A 19,899-nucleotide genomic window follows, 5' to 3' on the forward strand; every position below is an offset into this window, starting at 1 on the left:
TCCGCTGGATCGTCCGCAGGCTGAGGCCCACTGCCTTGGCCATGGCCCGGCCCGTCCAGTGCGTGACCGCCCCCGGTGGTTCCGTACAGGTCAGCGCCACGATCCGCTGGACCTCCGCTGCCGAGACCGGCGCGCGGCCCGGCTTGCGGCTGGGTTCGCGCAGCAGGACATCCACGCCCTTCTCCGCAAACCGGCATTGCCAGCGCCAGACCGACGGGCGGCTGAGCCCAGTCTGCCGGGCAACCTCCTGAACCGGAAGCCGCTCGCCCGATAACAACACGATCCGAGCCCGCTGAACATGCTTCAGGGGCCGGTTGCGATCCCCGATGATCGCGCTCAACCGCGCACGATCCTCAGGGCTGATGATGACGCTCACTGTCTGGGACATAAACCCAGATTTTCACATCGACGACCCTTTGTGAATCCTTTGTCAGCATCAGTGCACTAGCCGCTTCCGGCATGGATGTCCCGCAAGATCACATCCGACATGTCGCACCCCTGGGATGGGAGCATATCGGCCTGACAGGCGACTATGTGTGGGGCGTTGACCCTCTGCCAAAGGAAGGGCTCCGACCGCTCAGGCGACCAACATCAATGCTGGTCGCGTAGTTCCCGATCCGTTCGCGCGAAGCGGACAATATGATCACTTTCGTGTCCGGACCCCATAATAATGCGACCGGCTGATCGACAGCAGTGCGCATTGCCGGACAACCGACAAGCCGGGATGGGATCGATCCACCATCTCACGCCTCCGACCGGCGCTCATCGACCGGAGGCCTTGCGCAAAAAGCTTGTCCCGGACCCGATCCGGGATCCCGCTCCACCACCAACTGCCCGATCTTGGCGTGCAGCCGGTCGATCTCGGCGGCATCAACGACTGGACTGGCCTCGGCTTTGCCGGAAAACGACGCGGCCATACCGTCGATAGCTTGTTTGCGCCAAGCGTTGATCATTGTCTGGTGAACACCGTGCTTCGACACAAGCTGCGCCATCGTCAACTCGCCCCGGATCGCCTCAAGTGCCACCTTCGCTGAATATCGCTTCCTCTGTCCCGCCATGTCGGTCGTCCTTCAATAAGGCCGAACCAAGCTTAGCAAACTGTCCGGTCACGGGGGACCAGCTCTCAATGGCGTGACCCCTTTACCGCCTAATTTATCCTCCCGTGACGGCCGGGGACGGACTCGACTGGCCTCGCTCATAGCCGGCGAGATAGAAAGTAACCGCAGCGACGACATTCAGTACTCCCATCACATAGATGGAAGGCAGGTAGCTGCCGTTCATGTCGTAATAGACACCGGCCGCGACCGGCGCGATTGCGCTGCCGACCGTCTGGACCAGCAGGGCAATGGCGGTCAGCATGGGAAACACGGCGTGATCCCAGTAGTGGCTGATTACAGCCATTGCGCCGACCTGCCCAGCACCGAAACCAATGCCCGCCGCAATCGCGAATGCAACGAGGGTGGCGTGGCCCGACACGTTGGCGAGAACCACGAAGCCCAGGGCAAAAATACAGAGCCCCAGTGCCACCGCGCGGCGCAGGGTGATCCTGGGCGCGATGAAGCCGAAGCCGAGGTTCCCGACTACCATGCCGATCTGCATCAGCGACATGGAGGAGGCGGATTCGAAAACCGAGAATCCCTTGCTTTGCAGATGCACCTGCGCATGGGCCGCGAGGAAAACCGAACCGGCGGTTGTTGCGACCATGACCAGTGTGACAACCCAGAACAGGGGCATGGCGAGTGCCTGCTTCAGCGTCTTGCCCGGATAGACGACCTTGCTGCCGCTTTCAACATCCATTTCGCCGGGGAACATGGGCTTATCGACATCCTGCCTGCGGGGCGGGTCGCGCACGAAAATCGCAGTCAGGACGATGTCCAGCGCGCCCATGACCAGGAAGACCCACCAGCCGAAACGCCAATCACCCGTCCGCTCAATTCCCTGTGAAATGAGCCCGATATACCCGAACGCCAGCAGGCCAACGATCGCATAGAGAAGGGAAATGGCCAGCGTGCGTCGATTGGGGAACCATGCCGCGACCGAGGTCTGGCAAGGGATGACGCCGCTGAACGCGCAGGTAATCCCCATCATCACACTGAAGGCAATCAAGGCCCCCGCAGGGCTGGTCACAAAATGGAGCAGGCTCGCCGACCCGACCGTCATGGCCGCGAAGCCGAACACCATCGTCTTCTTGATCCCGATGATCTCGGTCAGCTTGGCCGCCAACGGCATGAGCAAGGCTGTCGCGATCATGTTGACGACAATCAACAGGCCGAGATCAGCGGAGCTCCAATGCAGGCTTTTTGCCATTGCGGTGTTGACAACACTGCCGCCGAAGATGGGCAGCGACATGGCCGTGCTCATCAGCACGCCATAAACGATAAGAACGCCCCAATTGCGATCCTGCATCCCTAAACTCCACAGAAGCTGCATCGTCTGCAGACCGAGCATTCAGTATGCAGTGTGCAGTATTGGGTTGTTTGGTTTTTATTTTTGAGCAGCGAAAGCTGCTGTCAGCTTGGTCTTTATTTCGGCCTGCCATTCGGTCCGCAGGCGGAACGACGGGTCGGCCCGCACCAGCGCCTCGGTATCGGCGCGAATCTCGTCGACAGGCTTGTCGAAATTCAGGAAGGTCAGGTGCGGCTGGGTAATGTACCAGGGCGTATCACAATAGACTTCCTGGCGGTTTCCTTCCGGATCGCGGAAATAACATGACCAGGAATTCCCGTGAGTCACGGTCTCGATATCCTCCAGACTCAGCGCCTTGGCCTTGCGATAGATCTCGACGATCTGGTCGAGGCTGTCGGCCTTATAGGAAATCTGGTTCAGAAGGTGTTTCGAAACGACCCCCGGTTCGCGGCCGCCGATCAGCACGATCTGGTGGTGATCATCCGGGCTGCCGGTCATGAAGACAATCTGAAGATTATCCTCCACCGAGTAGTCAGATACGACAAGTCCAAACATGTCCTTGTAGAAACGCACCATTCCGTCCAGATCATAGACGTGAATGCCGAGGTGTTTGAACTGAACTGCCATCTTCCGGGCCCTCGATATTGCTGGGCAAGGGCCGGAGGCCCCTGCCCAGCATGTCAATACTCAGTTCAACGGCCCGGCGGCGGGCCGCCCGGACCACCGGGAGCGCCCGGCGGCGGCATCAAGGGACGCACAGTCTCCTCGACCTTGTCGCGCGACTGGTACATGTTGAACAACTTCTCGGCGATCTGGTCGGGATCGACCTCGGTGCCGCGCTTGATCATGCCCGCGACATAGATGGCGCCGACATAGACACCCTTCGGCTTCAGGGCGCCGTGAAGGTTGGTCACGTAGTTGCGCAGGCCGGAATGGGCGATGCCTACATTCGACAGGGGCGGGATCGGCGCCAGGGCGGAGCCACCGGCGATGAACAGCAGGGCGCCGTTACCAGCGGCGATCATGTCGGGCACGACCAGATTTGCCGTCTTGATGGCGCCGCCCACGACCAGTTCGAACGCTGGCTTGGTGTTCTCATAGGTAACGTCCAGCGCACCGCGATAGTTCTGCGGCCCGTAGGCGGGGCTGTATTCGACAACGTCGATGGAGCCAAACGCAGCCTTGATGACACCCAGGGCAGACTTGGACTGCGCCTCATCGGTGATGTCGGCCGTTGCCGTCACCACCGACGTCACGCCGGCTTCGGCCAACTGGGCCTTCAGCTTATCGAGATTTTCCTGACTGCGGGCAACAAGGCCGACATTGAAGCCTTCCTTGCCAAACTTGGTCGCAATGGCGAGACCCATGGTCCCACCCGCACCCATAATGGCGATGGTTTTAGCCATTTATAAGGTTCTCCCTGAAATGTGGCCGGCGTATCAGAACAAGGGCTTCGGGAACGGCGGATTTTCCGGGATCGGCGACATCACGTCCCAATGCTCGGCCAGTTTGCCGTTCTCGATGCGGAAAATATCGATGATCGTAGCCCCGAGGCTTTTGGGATCGAACTTGAAATGATGGAAGACAACAACGCGGTCACCTTCGGCGATCATCTGCTTGATCTCGGTGGAGACGTTGTCCAGGCCCCTCTTGAAGGCGGTGCGCATGGCTTCCTTGCCCGGCGGGACCATCTGGTTGTGCTGGATATAAGTGTCCGAGAGCAGCTCAAGGCCTTCATCGACCTTGTGTTCGATGAACACGGTCTGGAAGAACTTGCGAACGAGAGCCTTGTTGGCCTCGATATCGTGCTGAGACATGATTTTCCTTTCTGCAATCATGTGTAAGTAACGGTGAGTTACTCTGGATAGTCTCGTGGCTGCAGCGTGTAGCCCGCTTGGCCGTCGAAGGGATCGCCCAGAATGTCCACATTGGCCCGGTTGGAGATCTCCCCCAGACGTTCGCGGATCTTTTCGGGTGTCCAATCGCCTCCCGTCACGCCCTTGCTTCGCCAGAGCCCGACTTCGTAGACATTGGTGCCGTTCATGCCGAGGCATCGGCCGTTGAACGGAACGGCTTCATGGACCAGAAACGCCAGAGCCGGGGCGACATGGTCGGGCGAATGCGCCTGCAGGACCTGCTGGTCCGGCTTCGTTTTGTCATCGCTGAAGGTCAGCCAGGCGACGGTGGCCGCACTCGGCAGTATCGAGTTCACCTTGATCCCAAGCGCGTCGGCCTCTATGGCAAGATTGCGGGTGAACCCGAAGATCGCCGCTTTCGACGCGCCGTACACCGTGGAGTATTTGGCACCGATCACAGAGCCGGAAACAGTGTTGACGATCCGGCCCTTGCCAGCCGCGGCCATATGTGGCCAGACGGCGCGGCACATCCAGATGGTTCCCATCACGTGGGAGGAAACCATCTTTTCGATGTCTGTCGTTGTCAGTTTTTCGAACAACGTATATTCGAGCACGCCGGCATTGTTGACCAGCCCGTCTACACGGCCAAAAGCATCCAGGGCGGTCTGTACGACCGCCAGGGCACCTTCGCGGGTGGCGACGGTGTTGGTATCGGCCACGGCGATGCCCCCGGCCGCGCGAATTTCCGCAGCGACGGCTTCCGCGCGGGAGGCGGTGACGCTGCGGCCGTCCGGTCCGACGCCCAGATCGTTGACGACCACACTGGCGCCACGCGCGGCCAGACAATGGGCATAGGATCGACCGAGGCCGGGATTGCTCCCGGCGCCGGTGACAATGATGACCTGCCCGTCAAACCGGATCGCTGAATCGTTCATGGCGCTTACGCCACCTCTGCCTTGACGGGGTTCCGGAGCACCCCGATTTCCTCGATCTCCACCTCGATCGTGTCGCCATCCTTCATGAACAGCGGCGGGTTGCGCTTCGACCCCACGCCGCCGGGAGTGCCTGTGACGATCACGTCACCCGGCTCCAACTGGCTGAACATCGAGCAATAGGCGATCAGCTTGGGGATGGAATAGATCATGTCATGGCTGGTCGCGCGCTGGACCTCCATGCCATTCAGGCGCGTCACTAGGTTCAGCTTGGCATTGTCCGCGATCTCGCCGCGCGTGGCCATCCAGGGGCCGAAGGGGCCGCTGCCGACAAAATTCTTGCCGGGCGTCCACTGGCCGTCCTTCTTCTGATGCTCTCGCATGGAGCCATCGTTGTAGGGGGCGTAGCCTGCGATATACTCCCAGGCCCGGTCCTCGCTGATACGGCGGCCAGTCTTGCCGATGATGACGGCAATCTCGCCCTCCCAATCGACCCTGGTGGATTCCGGCGGAGCCAGGAAGGGCTGGAGATGGCCGACCTGGGAGTTGGCGAAACGGGCAAAGACGATTGGGGCCTCCGGCACGACCTTGCTTGTCTCCATCATATGGGTGCCGTAATTGATGCCGATGCAGAATATCTTGTCGGGGTTCGGGATAACGGGGAGATACTCGATCTCACCAAGGCCGTAATCCGCCGTCTTGCCAGCAATTGCCTTTTCCATTTCGGGCAGCGCACCGGCTGCCAAAACCGCCTTGAGATCCGGGTATTTGTTCCCTGTTGCACGCTTGAGGTCTACCACCCCGCTACCGACGACGGCACCGTAGGTTTCTTCGCCAGCGATCTTGAAGCTCAGCAGTTTCATTCTGTTTCCACACCTTGTTACGCTCCGGCAAGAGAGCAGCAGCCGATCCGGCGCGGCATCCTTCTGCGCAGAGCAATGTCATAAGTGATTAATAGCCCGAACTAGGCGGCTTATGGGGGGCGCTGTTCGGAGTGTCCGCGCAGTGACCCAGCTCGAATAACTCCGCGAGATTCATCCGTTATTGCGTACCCGGTACCGTCTAATTCACAGCCATCCGCATAGCCGGACCGGCTCGTTCGCGTTCACTTAGCGAACATCAAGGGACGTCACGATGACATCTGCCGGGATTGCGGACCTAGATACCCCTACCGAAAGGCGGGAATCTTCCTGGTTCGCGCTGGACATATCCAAAATCTACAGGAGACTTGTTCGTGGCGACGGCAACAAAAGCAGACCAGCAACCAAGCGCAGCGCCGCGGGTGCATAATCCCGGCGCAGGCCTTTCGCCGGAAGCGTTCATCGACAAGATCATCGCCTTGCGCCCCATGATCCGTGCGCAGCAGGAAGCTGCTGACGCCAATGGCGGCTACGTCAAGGAAGTGCACGAAGCCCTGCTCGATTTCGGCGGCTACTTCGCGCTCAATCCCAAGCGTTACAACGGCCACGAATTTGACGTGGCTACGTTCCTGCGGGCATCGATTGAAATGTCGCGTAGCGACCCCGGCTCAGGCTGGTGCTACACTTTCGCGACAGGTCATGTCCCGATGATTGCCGGCCACTATTCGCAAGAAGCGCAGGATGAGATTTTCACCCGCAATGGCGGGCTTGCTCTTGCCCCGTTGCGTGCGCCGACCGGCGGCACGATCCGTAAGGTGGACGGCGGATATATCTGTAAAGGGGCGTGGGACTGGGGTTCCGGCATGTCTTATGCCACCCACGTCATGCCGACCGCACGGCTTGTCACCACACGCATTGCCGAAGACAGCGCCGAGGGACCGCCGACTTTCCTCGTGCCCTTGATTCCGATTGAGGACATCACGGTGCTCTGGGACAGCTGGGGCAAGGGTAACAGCTTGGGCCTTAACGCCTCGGGTTCGCACACGTTCATCGTTGACGATGTGTTCGTGCCCGACCACATGTGCTCACCATTCCACACTTTCCAGCGTGCCGGTGAATCGCCGGAGGGTACCTATGGCACCCGCCTTCACGGCAATCCCCTCTACCTTGGCCTGACGACGTCCTACTTCACATCCACGATCGCGAGCGTGATGGTCGGGTGCGCCTGGGCTGCGCTTGACGAGTTCGAGCACGTCCTTCGCAACAAGCGGACTATCAATCCGCCGTTCAATTATCGCATGCATTCGGCTGACTATCAGCAGCCGTTCGGCGATGCGCTGATGTATGCCAAGGCTGCTGATGCCTGCATCATGGAATATGCTCGTCAGTATCAGAAGATGCTCAACGACTGGGAGAACGGCATTCCCCTGACCGCCGAGGCGGATTTTGCCGCCGGCGCCATGTGCACGAATGCCGCGCGTCTGGCGACCAAGGCGGTGGAAATTTCGTTCTACGCTGGCGGTTCTTCCAGCGCCATGAAAGGGGGGCGGTTGAATCGTTATTTCCGCGACATGGCTACCTACCGGACCCATCCGATTGCCCAGTACCACACGGCGGCAATCGGCTTTGCACAGGGGTATCTCGGCCTCCCAGTTCCTCAGCTTGAAGCGGTTGGCGGGAAGAGAGCGTAACAGGTTCGCATTGGGTTCGTTGCGCGATTCAAGGGCTTCCGCAAGAAGCCCTTGAATCGCAAATACTTTGAACTTTCAGGCCGTAATGATCGGGCTTGGTCCCCTGTTGCCGACGGCAGCGAAGCCCCCCTACCTTGGCGAAGGAATATCCTGCTGATCGGCATGTAAAGCCCGTGAGCATCCGGCGATGATGGCGACGTTCGGAGTGTGATCGGTTCAAACGGGGTCATTCGAACCGATCACACGACAAACCAAGAGCTAAGGGACTGTCCAGCACCCCTCTAGTTGTAAAGAGTTGCGGCACTCCGCTACCGTCGTACCAGTGTGCCGCAACTGACTTCAATACGAGACCTACGCACCGTTATGCACGATAGCCCCGCCAACGGAGATATCGGCTTGCCGCCCGTGTCGGCTTTATGCGGCCGAGATCAGATTTCCTTAAAGGAGACCATGCTGGGCGGAGCTTCGCATCCATCCATCACTTCCTCCAGGAAATGAAGGAACGCCGGAATTTCACCGAGTATATCCACATCCTCCCTGGCTTGATGGATGAACAGGTGCAGGAATGACCGGCCGTCCTCGCTCACCGATACCGAGTACGACGATCCAGGCCGAAGGCGTTGCTTCGCCAGTGGCAAGAATACCTTTATGTTCTCCAGGTTTCTCTGCGCGAACTCCGCTTTCACTCGATATTCTGCCTTAGAAACGAACATTTTGAATTTCTCTCCGTTCAAGAGGGGGGAAATCAAGAAACCTCAAGCATGCAGGCGCATGGATGGCACCTTGTGCAAAGGCCGGAGGCCTGCGCTCCTGCCGTGTATCGTAGCGGCGACGCCCCCAGGATATTGATCCATCACGTTTCGGAAGGTGTCGGATGCCGGGAACCCATGCCGAGACGTCCATGAGCGTGCCCCGATGGGTCATCGGCGGTCATGAGGCGGCGTCCACTAACTTCCGCAGTGCATCGGAAGGGTTGCGGTCTATGGCCCGAAGCCGGGTGCAGACCGTATCAAGGCCCAATGTGCGTGCATAATGCATGGGTCCGCCCGTATGGCGTGGCCAGTTATAGCCGTAAAGCCAGACCACATCGATATCGGACTCCCGCGCTGCGATCCCTTCCGCCAGGATCTTGGCCGCCTCGTCGATCATGGGGAGCAACATCCGGTCCAGGATGGCCTCGTCAGACCATTCGCGCGGCGCAATGCCCTTGTCAGCGGCAAAGCCGGCGATGATGTCTATCGCCTCCTGTGAGACCACCGGTTTGCGCTGCTCATCATAATCGTAGAACCCGGCGCCGGTTTTCTGGCCCCGCCGCCCTGCCTCGCACAGGCGCTCACGCACGGTTGACCCCGTCGAGGTCTCCCGTGTCCAGCCAAGATCCAACCCGGCAAGGTCTCCCATCCGGAAAGGCCCCATGCGGAATCCGAAGTTTTCGACCACCCGATCGACACGATCCGGCGTGACCCCTTTAAGAATGATCGCCTCGGCTTCGCGTCGGCGGATGGCGAGCATGCGGTTGCCGATAAAGCCATATGCGTTGCCGGCCACGACCGGCTTCTTGCCGATCCGCAAACCCACGTTGATGGCGGTTGCCAGCGCGTCGGGTGCTGTGATGCCTGTCCGCACGACCTCAAGCAACTTCATGATGTGCGCCGGCGAGAAGAAATGCATGCCTAACACATCCTGTGGCCGCGATGTGCTTGATGCGATCTGCAGCACGTCGAGATAAGAGGTGTTGCTGGCGAGAATGGTCCCTTCCTTCGTAGTCCGGTCCAGGCGAGAGAAAATGTCCCGCTTGACCGCCATCGTCTCATAGGCAGCCTCGATCACCAGGTCGGCGCGTCCGAGAGCGTCGATTTCATTGGCGGTGACGAGATGCCTCAGCGCCCTTGCAGCCTCCTCGTCGGACATGCGCTGCGTGGCCACATTTCTTTCGATGATGCTCGTGATTTCATCTACGGCGCGCTTAAGGGCCGCCGGATCACGCTCGACCAGTGTGACCGGGAAATCAGCGCACAGCAGGGCGGTTGCAATCCCCCTTCCCATGGTTCCCCCACCGATCACGCCGGTGGAAGCAATGGGGCGGGCCTGGACCTTCTCCAGCCCGGGGATTGTGACGGCATCTGCTTCTGCGCGGGCAATATATGCCTCGACCTCGTTGGACCGGTTCATGTTCAACAATCGGCTCGTTTTGTCGGGGAAAGCGGAAACCACTATGGCCAGTCCGTGGCACACCGTCCAGAACAGGGCAGGTCACATGCCGGACAGGTTGAATTCTGCCTCTGCCATCGAACCACGCTGGCATTAGCCTCCGGGTCCGGTCCCCGAGGAAGATATTTCCGGGCAATTGGACAAGAGCGACGATCCGATGGCTGAAGCCTTTATCTGTGACGCAATAAGGACACCGATCGGCCGGTTTGGCGGTAGCCTGGCCTCGATCCGCCCCGATGATCTGGCCGCCACCGTGCTGAAGACACTTGCCCGGAGAAACGGGAGTGTCGACTGGGAAGCCGTTGACGATGTGATCTTCGGCTGCGCCAATCAGGCCGGCGAGGACAACCGCAATGTCGCGCGCATGGCCAGCCTGCTGGCCGGCCTGCCGATCGGCATCAGCGGCACCACCGTAAACCGCCTTTGCGGTTCCGGGCTGGACGCCGTCGCCATCGCCGCGCGCGCCATCCGGTCCGGTGAGGCCGATCTGATGATTGCGGGCGGGGTGGAGAGCATGAGCCGCGCGCCCTTCGTTTTGCCAAAGGCCGAGAGCGCCTTCTCCCGCAACGCCGCCATCTATGACACGACGATCGGCTGGCGTTTTGTGAACCCGGCCATGAAGGCCGCCTATGGCGTCGATTCCATGCCGGAAACCGCTGAGAATGTGGCGCGAGAATTCGCGGTCTCGCGCCAGGACCAGGATGCCTTTGCCGCGCGCAGTCAGACCAAGGCCGCCGCCGCACAGGCGAACGGACGGCTGGGCCGGGAAATTGTCGGGGTCAGCATCCCCCAGCGCAAAGGCGACCCTATCATCGTCGATCAAGACGAGCATCCCCGCGCAACCTCCGCCGAAGCCCTGGCCAAGGTGAAACCCGTCGTCTGTGCGGACGGGACGGTCACCGCCGGCAATGCCAGCGGCGTCAATGACGGGGCCGCCGCCCTGATCGTTGCGTCAGAGGCGGCCATCCGCCGGTATGGATTGACGCCGCGCGCCCGTGTGGTGGGTGCTGCCAGCGCCGGTGTGCGGCCGGCTGTCATGGGGATCGGCCCCGTGGACGCGACGCGCAAGCTGCTCGCCAGAACGGGTCTGACGGTCGGCGCGCTTGACGTGATCGAACTGAACGAGGCTTTCGCCAGCCAGGCGCTGGCCGTGCTGCGGCAGTTGGGCATCGCGGATGAGGACCCGCGGGTGAACCCGAATGGCGGGGCCATCGCGCTGGGCCACCCGCTGGGCATGTCGGGCGCGCGTCTCGCCCTGACCTCAACCGAAGAACTGGTGCTGACCGGCGGGAAATACGCCCTGGCAACCATGTGCATCGGCGTGGGCCAGGGTATTGCCATGGTCCTGGAACGGGCCTGACGGACAATATCGCGTGTCAGGCCGGTGCGTGAAACGCGCCCTGAAAGCTACCGGGCGTCTTTAAGTCGGCCCATGTGATCGACGGTTCAGATGCAGCCATCTGAACCGGTCACAGTCTGGCTGTTGGAGGTTACCCATGAGTGTCGCGCGTCCCCTTGATATCGCCTATGTACGGCTGGCAGCGCCAGATCTGGCCGTGCAGGCCCGTTTCCTTACGGATTTTGGTCTTGTCGATCTGGGGTTGCACGGGGACGTGCAGCTCTTCGCGTCAGCCAACGAGGCGCCCTTTTGCTATATCGTGGAACAGGGGGAAGCAAAATTCCTCGGTTTCGGCCTGTGGGTTGAAAGCACAGAGGCGCTTGAAGCCCTGGCCGCCAGAGAGGGCCGGCGAGTTCAGTCGTTGGGCCTGCCGGGCGGGGGCAGCTACGTGCGGATGACCGATCCCGACGGTTTTGAAATCGACGCTGTCGCAGGCCAGAGTTTCAGGAGTGACGGGACCTCGGAATGCCCCGTCGATTGGAACGAGAACGGGTTGCGCCGGCGCGTCGACAGTTTCCGCCGGACGGAAAAAGGCCCTAGCCATGTGTTGCGCCTTGGCCATCTGGGCATGGCGGTTACCGATTTCCGCCGGTCGGAGGGCTGGTACAAGGATCGTTTCGGTCTTCTGACATCGGAGGAGTTTGAAACGGCACCGGGCAAACCGCTGGGCGCCTTCATGCGTCTCAATCGTGGCGAAACGCCCACGGACCATCACACCGTCGTGCTGATTGAGTCCCCCACGCCGCGGTTGCGCCATGTCGCCTTTGAGGTTGCCGGGCTCGATGACCTGATGGCCGGGCGCGAACATCTGGGGCAATGCGGCTACAGGCCCCACTGGGGTGTCGGCCGCCATATTTTCGGCAGTCAGATCTTCGATTACTGGCTCGACCCTTATGGCCGCGAGCATGAGCACTGGACCGACGGCGACCAGCTGACCGCCGCCATCTCCCCCAAACTCGTCCCCCTCTCCGACGTCATGGGCGTCCAGTGGGGCGCTGAGCGCCCAAGCCGGGACTAGGCGGTAAACTCTGTGGTGTAGGAGGTCCGCGCGCGTGGCCCGACAATCCCGCCATCAGGCGGCCGGCATCGGCCGCCTGATTAGGCCATTACCTCTCCGATGGCCGGCGCTTCCCCATCATGTCGCGGGACGCTATCGTCAGCGGGCCATGGCCCGCACCGCGTCAGTCGATAACCGGGGGCTGGCCCTCCCAGGCGCGCAGGAGCAGGCCGCGGAGGCGAGTTTCTTCCAGCGGGGCCGGATTCCAGTACTGGTTCCTGAAGGTCAGCTCCACGATACGATCAATGCCGTGCCGGGGCATGCCCAGGTCCTTCAGGGCGGTCGGCGCCCCCAGTGATCGCGCCAGTTCGTACAGGGCCAGCGGTGCATTGTCCGTGCCCATCGCGCGCCCGATCCGCATCAGCGCATCGCTCACGTACGGGGCGTTATAGGCCAGGGCGTGGGGTAGAATGATCGTGTGGGTCTGGGAATGGGGCAGATCGAATGCACCGCCCAGCGCATGACAGAGCTTGTGATGAATGGCCATGCCGACCGCACCCAACGTCGTGCCGCACAGCCAGGCGCCGTACAGCGCGTTCGACCGTGCTTCCTTATTGGCAGGATCGTTGATGAGCTGCGGCAGGCCGCTGGCCAGGGCGCGGATGCCTTCCTCGGCGATCAGCGAGATGATGGGATTGGCCTGCTTGGAATACAGCCCTTCCACGGCGTGGGCGATGGCATTGATGCCGGAGGTGGCCGACAGGGCAGGGGGCAGGCTGAGCGTCAGGTCGACATCATAGATGATGACCTCCGGCTGAATCCGGGGTGAAGACTGTGTTGTCTTCACGCCATTTTCGGTCTCCCCGAGAATCGGTGTGGCCTCCGAACCGGCATAGGTCGTGGGAATGGCAATCTGGTGCAGGTCGGTCCGCAGGGCGATGGCCTTGGCCAGCCCGATGGTGGAGCCCCCCCCCAGAGCGATCAGGCAGTCGGTCTGCCGCCTTGCCACGTCTTCCATCGCGCGGAGCGTGGTATCCACCGGGGTGTGCATGCGCGCACCGTGGAAGATGCTGCACTCGAACGCTGTCAGATATTCCGCCAGCTTCCGGCCGTCGCTTTCCTGCTCCGGCGTCGTAAGAATCATCGGCCTTTTCGCGCCGATCCTGGTCACTTCCTCCGCCACGGCGGTTTTGAGCAGGTCCGACCCGAATTGAACCCGGACGGGGTTAGCAGTATAGACGAAGGGCGTCACCGCGCTGCTCCATGATGCTGTTGCCACCTGCTGACCGGCCGATGGCCGGCGCCAGCCTGTGATGATTGGCGATTGTCATGTCTCACGGAGCAAGGGTGGTGTATCATGTGTCCGCCCTGCGTCGTCGCGGCACGATATGGCGGACAGTTTGGACCGCCTTCAGGCGAAGTGAACCCTGATACCTTCGTTCAGACGGGTTCCTCGGCGGGAAGGACAATCGCCGCATGGCAATCTTGAGTTTACTGTATCGTGGATTTCCGGTCTGGAAATTAGGAAGCGCGCTTCGGAATCGCTCACGGAGCTCTCGCTTTTCTGGCCATGACAGGATTATCCTGAAACAGAAGCAGGCTAGAATCCTGTGGTTCCTGGGGGAGGACGATCTTATGGATAATGTACGCACTATTTCGCGCGGAATTGACCTGCTCGAGTTCTTGAACCGGTCCGGCAAAGCAACGGGTGCACACATAGCGTCACAATTAGGGCTGTCGCGGCCGTCCACTTATCGTATCCTTGAAACGCTGACGGCGTGCGGCGTTGTTCGTTACTCCGAGAAGGACAACAAATACGCTTTGGACTGGTCCGCGCAGACTTTGGCCAGCGGGCTTACCGAGCGTAGCCGGGTATTGTGCGTGGCCACGCCCTACCTCTATGAGTTGCAGAAAAAGGTGCAATGGCCGACGGATCTGGCCATCCATGAAAATGGTGTGATGGTCGTCAAGGAATCGACCCATCCGATCAGTCCCTACTCCATCGAATCGGGTATTGTTGGAAGTCGACACCCCGTTCTCTGCGGCTCTTTAGGGCGCGCCTATATCAGTTTCTGTCCCAAAGGGGAACGGGACGCCATCCTCAAGAACTTCTTCTCACGCTGCACGGGTGGGTATGAGTATTTCAATTCGATGCAGCAGATCGAATGGATGATTGCAAAGACCCGGGCCGACGGCTTCGGTTCCCGGCAGCAGGATGTGAATGCCGAAACCTCCAGCATCGCCGTTCCCATCCGCTTCCTGGGACGGGTGCTGGCCTGCATGGATATCAGCTGGATCGCGTCCGCGATGAGCTTCGATGAAGCGGTGAAGAAATTCCATGCGCCGCTGGATGAGGCACGCCGCGCCGTGGAACGGCAACTGGCGGCCGAGACGATGCTCAATTAGGCCATCGCAAAGGCCGTAAAAAGAAATCCAGGGCAACGCATCGGCGATGCCCTGGATCGTGGTCGGAACTGAAAGTTGGGGACCGGGTGCTGGTCAGTCGAGCTAAGGGCGAGTCCTTACAGAAAAGGCCTTTGACCCTTGCTGTAAGGACTCGGGACTTTGCGCTCGACCTGGCCTATTGGCCAGCGCCGGCTGAAGGCGCGGAGGCCATCAAAGCGTCACGTCGAACCCAAGCGCGCCCTTGCCGGCCGAATGCGTCATCACCTGCCACTGGCTGGTGACATGGGTGCGATAGGTCGACGCATCCTTGTAGAAACGCAGCAGACGCGACCCAGTCCGGGCCGCCGTGGTGCCGGAGGTGGTGAACATCATCTGGATGGCGTCGCAGGCTATCTTGCCAGCCATCAGGGCGGTTTGACGCATGCGGGCATCGTCGATGCAGGTGAACGGCGTGCGGTCGCGCGCCCACGCATCACAGGCCGCCGTATAGCGCCGGGCCGTGCCGAGGAGGAGCAATTCCGCTGCGTCCACCATGCCCATCGCTTCGCCGTACCATTGCTGGAAGAAGTGGGATTCGGCGCGTGGCATCGGCGGCGGGAAATGGGTCTTCTGGCTCTCGATCAACCGCTTATATTCGTCAAGCGCACCCTTCGCCGCGCCGACCATCGGGGCCGCCAGTTCGCAGCCGAAATAGGTCATGATACGGCCGAGATAGAGCGAGTTGCCATGCAACTGATACCCGATCGTCCCGTCCTTACTCAGATCGCGGCGGGGCCAGTCGAACAGGGAAGTCCAGCGGTCGGGAATGAATTTGCCGGAGATTCGGACCGTATTCGATCCGGTCGCCTGCAGGCCCAGGACCTGATCCCCGCCCCAATCGTTCAGGACTTCGATCTGATCGCGGGGAATGATGAAGCCAATCGGAGCAATCGGCTGATTATCGTCAAACGCGTTGGCCGCGCCCATGAACCAGTTCGAATGCGGGACCCCGGAGGCATAGGCCCAGTCCCCCGTCAGGATATAGCCACCGTCGACCTTCTCGGCGCGACCGGAGGGAAGGGCGCGCTGCGGACAGATGAAATCCGCCTGATCGGCAAAGCCTTCTCGTTGGGCTTCTTCTGGGAAATAGGCGGCGAGATGCAGCGCGTGCCCGGCGGACAGGCCCATGCCCCACGCCGTGCCCGGATCGGCCCGGCCGATCTCGATGACGACGCTGAGGAATGTCTCGAGGTCCATCTCGAACCCCCCATAGATCTTGGGGGCGAGCATCCGATAAAACCCGGCTTGCTTGAACTTTTCATGCCGCTCGCGCGAACAGCCGCCATTGGCGTTGTTGGCCTCACACTCGCTGGAAAGCTCCTCCCGCATGGCCATGGCGCGGGCGATGATTTCCTTCGGAGTAACGGTTGAGCGATCTGCCTGTTCGTGAATGACGTTTGCCACGGGTATCTCTCAGGACTGGCGTGCCCCGAAGGCCTGGCTTTCGCCTTGATAAACAAGGAAAAAGCCGCCACCCAATGCTCGGGGACTGGCAGGATGGGTAGCGCGGGTTTATAGTTGATCGTTACCTCAGTCAGCGCCGTGCTGAACGGGTTTTCACGCCGCAGTCCACGTGATGTACCCAGTCCACGTGGTGTACGCGGTTCGCACGAATGTGAGCTTGTTTGCCGATGACGTATAAGCGCATTAGATCGCTCGAACGGGGTGTCGCAATCCTTCAGTACGTCAATACCATGGGGGAAGCGACGGCAGGCAAGATCGCTCAGGAAATCGATCTTCCGCGTCCGACCGTCTATCGTATTCTTGATACGCTTGTCGAAAGCGGCCTCCTGTATCGGAGTCCGTCTGCGCAAAAGGTCTACAGACTGACGGAGGCGGTTGGGAAGCTGATTACCGGCATCGAACGCGCCGATCCTGTGGCCACCGCCGCGCACAGCGTACTCAGCAATTCCTCGCTGGACGTGTCCTGGCCGGTTTTCCTGTGTACCTATTCCGAAAAGGGGATGGTCATCCGGGAAACCACGCGCGGTTCCAGCGTATTCTGGACGGATCTGGGCTGGGTCGGTGCTGCGGCCCCGATCTGGGAAGTGGCGCCGGGTTGGGCCTTTGCCGCCCATGCGTCGCCCGAACTGCAAGCCTTCCTGATTGAACAGGGCCCTCCGGATGTAAAAAGCCGCCTGGAAACGATACGCCAGCAGGGCTATGCCCTTGATCATGATGCCACCGGCCGTGTCAGCGGTGTTGCCGTTCCGGTCGGAAAAGGCGATACCCTGGTCGGCGCCCTGGCTACGGTATGGGAGGTGAGTGAGGCCCCCGAGGCGAACCCGGTGGATGGGTACCTCGCATCGTTGAGGTCCCTGCGCGACCAAATACTCGAAGAACTGGCCTCCGACATGGATTACAGCTCATCCCTTGATAGTCGCTGAGGCGGCGGTATGAACCGTCGGCGCATTTGGTGCCAGTGCTGGTCTCTGGCACCAAACCGGCTGATCAGGCCGCCTGCTGAACGACGTTCTCGAACGAGCAGCCGGTCTTTTCGATCACTTCCGCCAGGGTCACGCCGTCGGCCAACTCGACAAGGGTCAGGCGGTCGCGGGTTTCAGCGACCTTGAACACCGCAAGATCGGTGATGATCATGTCCACGCACCCCGTGCCTGTCAGGGGCAGCGTGCACTGTTCCAGGATTTTCGGCGCGCCGTCCTTGGCGGTGTGCTCCATGACCACAATCACGCGCTTCACGCCGGCGACCAGATCCATCGCCCCGCCCATGCCCTTGACCATGACACCCGGGATCATCCAGTTGGCAATATCACCCCCGCGCGACACCTGCATGGCGCCCAGCACGGCCGCGTCGATATGGCCGCCGCGGATCATGGCAAAGCTCTGTGCGCTGTCGAAAAAGGATGATGTCGGCAATTGGGTGATGGTCTGCTTCCCGGCATTGATCAGTTCGGGATCGACCTCATCGGGATAGGGGAACGGTCCCATGCCCAGCATACCGTTTTCGGACTGAAGCGTGATGCGGACCCCTTCGGCCAAGTGGTTAGCCACCAGAGTGGGGATGCCGATCCCGAGATTGACGTAATAGCCGTTGTGCAGTTCCCGGGCCGCGCGGGCGGCCATTTGATCGCGAGACCAAGACATCAGTTGTTCTCCTTTCGGGCGCGCGTCGTCAGCTTCTCAATCCTGTTTTCGCTGACCGTGCTCTTTACGATGCGGTCGACATAAATGCCGGGAACATGCACGGCATCGGGATCCAGCGTACCGTCGGGCACGATCTCTGACACCTCCACGACCGTGACCTTGCCTGCAGCGGCCATGGGCGCATTAAAATTGCGCGCGGTCTTGCGAAAGATCAGATTGCCTTCGCTGTCGGCCTTCCAGGCCTTGATGATGGACAGGTCGGCACGCAGCCAACGTTCCCGGACATAGAGCTTTCCCTCGAATTCTTCGACGGGCTTGCCGTCGGCAACAACAGTGCCGACCCCGGTGGGCGTATAGAAGGCGGGAATGCCCGCTCCGCCCGCACGAATGCGTTCGGCCAGCGTTCCCTGCGGCGTCAGTTCAAGCTCAAGCTCGCCCGACAGGAACTGCTGCTCGAACAGCTTGTTCTCCCCCACATAGGAGGAGATCATTTTGCGGATCTGGCGGCTCTGCAGCAGCATCCACAGGCCAAACCCGTCGGCCCCGGCATTGTTGGAGATGACCGTCAGGCTCTTCACCCCCGATGCACGGATCACGGGGATCAGGCTTTCCGGATTGCCGACCAGACCGAAGCCACCGGACATGATCGTCATGCCGTCGAACAGGAGGCCTTCGAGGGCCGCTTCCGGCGAAGGATAAATCTTGGATGTCATCGGATACCTGTCAACTTTACGCTGTCTGGCGCACTCAATTGCCGGCACGCGCCCGCCTTGTCCTTCGTCCGTTCCCGAGCGTCTGACTGGTGTACGGGCAGGGGAAGTCGCAGAGGCTAACGTCCCTGGAACCGGATGCCCATTTCGGCAAAAATGGTGCGCGCCTCGTTGAAGGCGGTGTTGGCGACCGGAACGCCGGCATAAAGGCCGGTCTGCAGGCTCGCTTCCTTGATGTCCTGGACGGTGAGGGAGCCGCGCTCGATGCCCAGTCTGGTGTGGAAGCGGAATTCCTCCCAGCGGCCCAGGGCGGAAGTCAGGGCCAGGACAAGCAGGCGGCGTGTCCGGTAGTCGAGGCCCTTGCGCCCCCAGATCGTGTGCCAGGCGACCTCGGTCGCATAATCCTGATAGTCGCAGATCCAGGCATCACGCGCGGCCAGCGATTGGTCGACCCAGGTATCGCCAAGCACGCTGCGCCGTACCCGTTCGCCGTTACGGGCAGGATCAAGCCCGGTGCCATCCGGCTGTATCCGGTCATGCAGCCGGCCGATGATGGTCGCCAGCTCACCCGGAGCCTCCACTGCTGGCAGGCAGCACGCGGTGGATTTTACCACCGACAGGCCGATGCGCCCGTCCCAGGGAGCAGGGTCCGCACCATCCCCCGCAAGGACGATGGCCCCCGGCACCGAGCAGTCGGCAAGCAGCCGCCCGGCATCCGTGGCCGCGTGCAGAGCGGCAGCCTGGCGATAGCCGTCACGCGTCGTCGACTGCATCGAAAGCCGGAGCGGATCAACCCAGGTGTCCAGACGTTCCTGCTGCTGAAGGGGGAAGGCGGTCCTGAAGAACCCGTCGACCAGATTACCCACCGTCGAGCCGGGGGCCAGATGGCTGCGTTGGGCCCACAGGCCGCTGTCGAAATCGTCCAGCCCAAGTGCCGCGACAACGCCGCTGATCCTGTCCGGCCGGGTGCCCGCCATTTCCAGCCCGACCAGAGCGCCCAACGCCTGACCGCAGACCAGCGCCCGATCGATGCCAGCATGATCCAGCACCGACAGAATATCCCCGGCCAGTTCGGCCAAGGTGCCGCCTGGCAAGGGCGGGTCGGAAACGCCGTGTCCGGGCAGGTCGACCCGGATCACGCGGAAATGATCCTGGAAGAAGGGTATCACCCGGTCCCAGATCGTATGATCGAACAGGGCCGGATGAAGCAGGACCAGCGCCGGGCGGGAAGACGCCCCATCCTGTCTCCAGTAGAGACGTCCTCTCTGTGTGACTGCGAACGGCATA

General features: G+C 61.1%; 19 protein-coding genes and 1 pseudogene. 5 read left to right on the plus strand and 15 right to left on the minus strand.

Features of this window, described 5'->3' with window-relative positions:
* From ACM9LZ_RS21335 to ACM9LZ_RS21370, 8 genes and pseudogenes are all read right to left on the minus strand, one after another.
* On the minus strand, positions 1–388 hold a 388-nt coding region (locus ACM9LZ_RS21335; RefSeq protein ID WP_416621550.1), incomplete at its 3' end, for a helix-turn-helix domain-containing protein.
* A 273-nt stretch (positions 389–661) separates the two neighbouring features.
* A pseudogene (locus ACM9LZ_RS21340) lies at positions 662–1,058 on the minus strand (IS3 family transposase); the annotation flags it as partial.
* Between the two features lie 94 nt (positions 1,059–1,152).
* Positions 1,153–2,406: an MFS transporter gene (locus tag ACM9LZ_RS21345; protein WP_416621551.1), complete on the minus strand. Its 1,254-nt coding sequence runs from the start codon at positions 2,404–2,406 to the stop codon at positions 1,153–1,155.
* A 78-nt stretch (positions 2,407–2,484) separates the two neighbouring features.
* Positions 2,485–3,033, minus strand: coding sequence for a VOC family protein (locus tag ACM9LZ_RS21350; protein ID WP_416621552.1), 549 nt, complete (start codon positions 3,031–3,033; stop codon positions 2,485–2,487).
* 65 nt (positions 3,034–3,098) lie between these two features.
* Positions 3,099–3,812: an SDR family NAD(P)-dependent oxidoreductase gene (locus ACM9LZ_RS21355; protein ID WP_416621553.1), complete on the minus strand. Its 714-nt coding sequence runs from the start codon at positions 3,810–3,812 to the stop codon at positions 3,099–3,101.
* A gap of 33 nt (positions 3,813–3,845) precedes the next feature.
* Entirely contained in the window at positions 3,846–4,223 is a 378-nt protein-coding gene (locus ACM9LZ_RS21360; protein WP_416621554.1) for a nuclear transport factor 2 family protein, read from the minus strand.
* 38 nt (positions 4,224–4,261) lie between these two features.
* Positions 4,262–5,197 (minus strand): SDR family NAD(P)-dependent oxidoreductase, encoded by a 936-nt coding sequence (locus tag ACM9LZ_RS21365; RefSeq protein ID WP_416621555.1) that lies wholly within the window; start codon positions 5,195–5,197, stop codon positions 4,262–4,264.
* 5 nt (positions 5,198–5,202) lie between these two features.
* Positions 5,203–6,057 (minus strand): fumarylacetoacetate hydrolase family protein, encoded by an 855-nt coding sequence (locus tag ACM9LZ_RS21370; protein ID WP_416621556.1) that lies wholly within the window; start codon positions 6,055–6,057, stop codon positions 5,203–5,205.
* Between the two features lie 371 nt (positions 6,058–6,428).
* Between ACM9LZ_RS21370 and ACM9LZ_RS21375 the strand changes: the two genes are divergently transcribed.
* Entirely contained in the window at positions 6,429–7,745 is a 1,317-nt protein-coding gene (locus ACM9LZ_RS21375; RefSeq protein WP_416621557.1) for an acyl-CoA dehydrogenase family protein, read from the plus strand.
* Positions 7,746–8,173: 428 nt separating this feature from the next.
* Here the strand turns inward: ACM9LZ_RS21375 and ACM9LZ_RS21380 are convergent, their stop codons facing one another.
* Together ACM9LZ_RS21380 and ACM9LZ_RS21385 are read right to left on the minus strand one after the other, a co-directional pair.
* The gene (locus ACM9LZ_RS21380) at positions 8,174–8,458 is read right to left on the minus strand and encodes a hypothetical protein (protein WP_416621558.1); all 285 of its coding nucleotides are present in this window, start codon (positions 8,456–8,458) and stop codon (positions 8,174–8,176) included.
* A gap of 217 nt (positions 8,459–8,675) precedes the next feature.
* Positions 8,676–9,917 (minus strand): 3-hydroxyacyl-CoA dehydrogenase, encoded by a 1,242-nt coding sequence (locus ACM9LZ_RS21385; RefSeq protein ID WP_416621590.1) that lies wholly within the window; start codon positions 9,915–9,917, stop codon positions 8,676–8,678.
* Between the two features lie 196 nt (positions 9,918–10,113).
* Between ACM9LZ_RS21385 and pcaF the strand changes: the two genes are divergently transcribed.
* Both pcaF and ACM9LZ_RS21395 read left to right on the plus strand, forming a co-directional pair.
* The gene (pcaF, locus tag ACM9LZ_RS21390; RefSeq protein WP_416621559.1) at positions 10,114–11,316 is read left to right on the plus strand and encodes a 3-oxoadipyl-CoA thiolase; all 1,203 of its coding nucleotides are present in this window, start codon (positions 10,114–10,116) and stop codon (positions 11,314–11,316) included.
* A 136-nt stretch (positions 11,317–11,452) separates the two neighbouring features.
* Complete coding sequence (locus tag ACM9LZ_RS21395; protein ID WP_416621560.1) at positions 11,453–12,373, plus strand: VOC family protein; 921 nt, start codon at positions 11,453–11,455, stop codon at positions 12,371–12,373.
* Between the two features lie 163 nt (positions 12,374–12,536).
* On the opposite strand, the gene ACM9LZ_RS21400 is transcribed toward ACM9LZ_RS21395, so the two are convergent.
* Positions 12,537–13,604 carry a maleylacetate reductase gene (locus ACM9LZ_RS21400; RefSeq protein ID WP_416621561.1) on the minus strand — a complete coding sequence of 356 codons (1,068 nt, stop codon included), beginning with the start codon at positions 13,602–13,604 and terminating at the stop codon, positions 12,537–12,539.
* Positions 13,605–13,987: 383 nt separating this feature from the next.
* Here ACM9LZ_RS21400 and ACM9LZ_RS21405 point away from each other — a divergent pair, with 383 nt between their 5' ends.
* Positions 13,988–14,758: an IclR family transcriptional regulator domain-containing protein gene (locus ACM9LZ_RS21405; RefSeq protein ID WP_416621562.1), complete on the plus strand. Its 771-nt coding sequence runs from the start codon at positions 13,988–13,990 to the stop codon at positions 14,756–14,758.
* Between the two features lie 210 nt (positions 14,759–14,968).
* On the opposite strand, the gene ACM9LZ_RS21410 is transcribed toward ACM9LZ_RS21405, so the two are convergent.
* Entirely contained in the window at positions 14,969–16,201 is a 1,233-nt protein-coding gene (locus tag ACM9LZ_RS21410) for an acyl-CoA dehydrogenase family protein (protein ID WP_416621563.1), read from the minus strand.
* A 227-nt stretch (positions 16,202–16,428) separates the two neighbouring features.
* Here ACM9LZ_RS21410 and ACM9LZ_RS21415 point away from each other — a divergent pair, with 227 nt between their 5' ends.
* Positions 16,429–17,184 (plus strand): helix-turn-helix domain-containing protein, encoded by a 756-nt coding sequence (locus tag ACM9LZ_RS21415; protein ID WP_416621564.1) that lies wholly within the window; start codon positions 16,429–16,431, stop codon positions 17,182–17,184.
* Positions 17,185–17,248: 64 nt separating this feature from the next.
* Here the strand turns inward: ACM9LZ_RS21415 and ACM9LZ_RS21420 are convergent, their stop codons facing one another.
* The 3 genes from ACM9LZ_RS21420 to ACM9LZ_RS21430 all read right to left on the minus strand — a co-directional run bounded on the left by ACM9LZ_RS21420 (position 17,249) and on the right by ACM9LZ_RS21430 (position 19,898).
* On the minus strand, positions 17,249–17,902 hold the full coding sequence (locus ACM9LZ_RS21420; RefSeq protein WP_416621565.1) for a CoA transferase subunit B: 654 nt from the start codon (positions 17,900–17,902) through the stop codon (positions 17,249–17,251).
* A complete protein-coding gene (locus tag ACM9LZ_RS21425) occupies positions 17,902–18,663 on the minus strand; it encodes a CoA transferase subunit A (RefSeq protein ID WP_465123040.1) in 762 nt (253 codons plus the stop codon). Before ACM9LZ_RS21425 ends, ACM9LZ_RS21420 begins: the two co-directional genes overlap by 1 nt.
* Before the next feature lie 68 nt (positions 18,664–18,731).
* Positions 18,732–19,898: an alpha/beta fold hydrolase gene (locus tag ACM9LZ_RS21430; protein ID WP_416621566.1), complete on the minus strand. Its 1,167-nt coding sequence runs from the start codon at positions 19,896–19,898 to the stop codon at positions 18,732–18,734.
* Between the last annotated feature and the right edge of the window lies 1 nt (position 19,899).

The organism is Niveispirillum fermenti (assembly GCF_048066175.1).
Lineage (GTDB): Bacteria > Pseudomonadota > Alphaproteobacteria > Azospirillales > Azospirillaceae > Niveispirillum > Niveispirillum fermenti.

Excerpts from the sequence above, each read along its gene's own strand:
- ACM9LZ_RS21345 (WP_416621551.1), bottom strand. The coding sequence starts at position 2,406 with ATGCAGGATCGCAATTGGGGCGTTCTTATCGTTTATGGCGTGCTGATG.
- ACM9LZ_RS21350 (WP_416621552.1), bottom strand. The coding sequence starts at position 3,033 with ATGGCAGTTCAGTTCAAACACCTCGGCATTCACGTCTATGATCTGGAC.
- ACM9LZ_RS21355 (WP_416621553.1), bottom strand. The coding sequence starts at position 3,812 with ATGGCTAAAACCATCGCCATTATGGGTGCGGGTGGGACCATGGGTCTC.
- ACM9LZ_RS21360 (WP_416621554.1), bottom strand. The coding sequence starts at position 4,223 with ATGTCTCAGCACGATATCGAGGCCAACAAGGCTCTCGTTCGCAAGTTC.
- ACM9LZ_RS21365 (WP_416621555.1), bottom strand. The coding sequence starts at position 5,197 with ATGAACGATTCAGCGATCCGGTTTGACGGGCAGGTCATCATTGTCACC.
- ACM9LZ_RS21370 (WP_416621556.1), bottom strand. The coding sequence starts at position 6,057 with ATGAAACTGCTGAGCTTCAAGATCGCTGGCGAAGAAACCTACGGTGCC.
- ACM9LZ_RS21380 (WP_416621558.1), bottom strand. The coding sequence starts at position 8,458 with ATGTTCGTTTCTAAGGCAGAATATCGAGTGAAAGCGGAGTTCGCGCAG.
- ACM9LZ_RS21385 (WP_416621590.1), bottom strand. The coding sequence starts at position 9,917 with ATGAACCGGTCCAACGAGGTCGAGGCATATATTGCCCGCGCAGAAGCA.
- pcaF (WP_416621559.1), top strand. The coding sequence starts at position 10,114 with ATGGCTGAAGCCTTTATCTGTGACGCAATAAGGACACCGATCGGCCGG.
- ACM9LZ_RS21395 (WP_416621560.1), top strand. The coding sequence starts at position 11,453 with ATGAGTGTCGCGCGTCCCCTTGATATCGCCTATGTACGGCTGGCAGCG.
- ACM9LZ_RS21405 (WP_416621562.1), top strand. The coding sequence starts at position 13,988 with ATGGATAATGTACGCACTATTTCGCGCGGAATTGACCTGCTCGAGTTC.
- ACM9LZ_RS21415 (WP_416621564.1), top strand. The coding sequence starts at position 16,429 with ATGACGTATAAGCGCATTAGATCGCTCGAACGGGGTGTCGCAATCCTT.
- ACM9LZ_RS21420 (WP_416621565.1), bottom strand. The coding sequence starts at position 17,902 with ATGTCTTGGTCTCGCGATCAAATGGCCGCCCGCGCGGCCCGGGAACTG.
- ACM9LZ_RS21430 (WP_416621566.1), bottom strand. The coding sequence starts at position 19,898 with ATGCCGTTCGCAGTCACACAGAGAGGACGTCTCTACTGGAGACAGGAT.